The organism is Inquilinus sp. YAF38 (assembly GCF_052113205.1).
Lineage (GTDB): Bacteria > Pseudomonadota > Alphaproteobacteria > DSM-16000 > Inquilinaceae > Inquilinus.
This window is the reverse complement of the sequence record NZ_JBFRCU010000203.1, coordinates 1-1,479: the sequence shown is the minus strand read 5'-3', so window position 1 is coordinate 1,479 and position 1,479 is coordinate 1. Positions and strand designations below refer to the sequence as shown.

Below are 1,479 nucleotides of genomic sequence, written 5' to 3'. Positions count from 1 at the left end.
GCTAGGGCATTTACAGATTGGCGGCCAAGCCAGCAGCGAAGGCGCGGAAGAAGGCCAAGCCGTTGTGGAAGGTGATGGGTCCGGGCGGTTTGGCTTCGTATTCGTGCCAGCCGCCGAGCTTTGCGATGACCCATGCGGCCCAGGAGAGGGAGGCCTCGGGATGGGGGTTCTTCTGGCGGGCGATCTTGCCTTGCAGGCGTTGGTTGAGCACGGCCAGGGCGGTGATCTCGTGAGGTGTGAAGGCGAGGCTTGCTGGCTGCCGATCGCGGCCGTCGCGCGCCTGGAGGAGCTGCATGACGATCGCCGCCGCCTTGGCGGCGATGGCCACCAGCTTGCAGAGGCGGTCGGCGCTGGCCAGCTGGCTATCCTCGATCTGCAGGCCCCGGCGCTTGAGGGTGCGGAAGAACTGCTCGATGTGCCAACGCTGGCGATACCAGGCGACGATCTGCCAGGCCTCGGCGACGCTGTCGATGCGATGGGTGGTCAGCAGGATCCAATGGACCGGCTCGCTTCCCTTCGGGGGATGCGGCTCAACGACCTCCACCGCATGGACCGGCAGGCTCTTGGGCAGGTCTTTCTCCAGGGTGTTCTTGGGCCGTTTGAGCTGGACGGCGGCAAAGCGCAGCTCCAGATGAGCGGTGCGCGGAGGCCGGTCGGCACGTTCGCGCAACTCCAGCTCCGCCGTGTCGACCACCGGCTGGTCCGCCAGTGCCGTGCGCACTGTGCCGCCCGCCAGCAGGGCATGATCGTGCATCAGCCGCGTCAGGAGATGGACGGTGTCGGTCGGCGTCAACGCCCAGTGCGCGTAGAAATCGCCTTCCCGATCGTCAATGACCGTGACCAGACGGGCCGCCGCCAGCGTCTCCTTGGCTGCTTCCGCGGTGGCGATCCAGCGCATCGACTCCTTGTCCGCAAGCCGGCGCTTGGCGTGCGGAGTGTCGACCTCGCCCGGGCGGTTCCACACTTGGCCGCCGACCAGGCCGAGCACCGCACCGCTGTCGGCATCGACGCCCATCATGGCGTGCAACAGCACACCATACGCTTTGCCTTTCTTGATCCTCCCCAGCCCGCGCCGGGCTTCGGCCGTCGTCGCGAACTTGATCTCGCTGGTGTCCTGGATGGCCAGAACATGCCGCCCCGCCGCCGCCAACCCCGTCTGCTCGCTCCACGCGGCGATCAGCTTGTCGACGCTCACCCGCTCATTGGCCAGAAAGCGCCAGAACCGCATCTGCGCCGACCAGCTCCCTTGCGCCAGACGGCGCAGGCATACCGTCGCGCACGACACCATGCGCTCGAGAAGCACCGCCCCCCTTTATCCAGGCGCCGATCCCCGAACCGCCCCAATGACCAATCGATCTCCATGACGACACTCCGGTTCCCCAAAGTGTCGCCCATAGAATCACACACCCCGGGCCGCCGGGAATCGACAACCCTCTCCCCGAGTCAATCTGTCGCTCCAAAGATCCGTAGATGCCCTAG

The 1,479-nt window shown here is 66.5% G+C and carries 1 protein-coding gene; it reads right to left on the bottom strand.

Annotation, left to right across the window (positions count from 1 at the left end):
- Positions 1-10 precede the first annotated feature (10 nt).
- Positions 11-1,303, bottom strand: a complete 1,293-nt coding sequence (locus AB4Z01_RS36235) for an IS4 family transposase (RefSeq protein ID WP_441701695.1) — start codon at positions 1,301-1,303, stop codon at positions 11-13.
- Between the last annotated feature and the right edge of the window lie 176 nt (positions 1,304-1,479).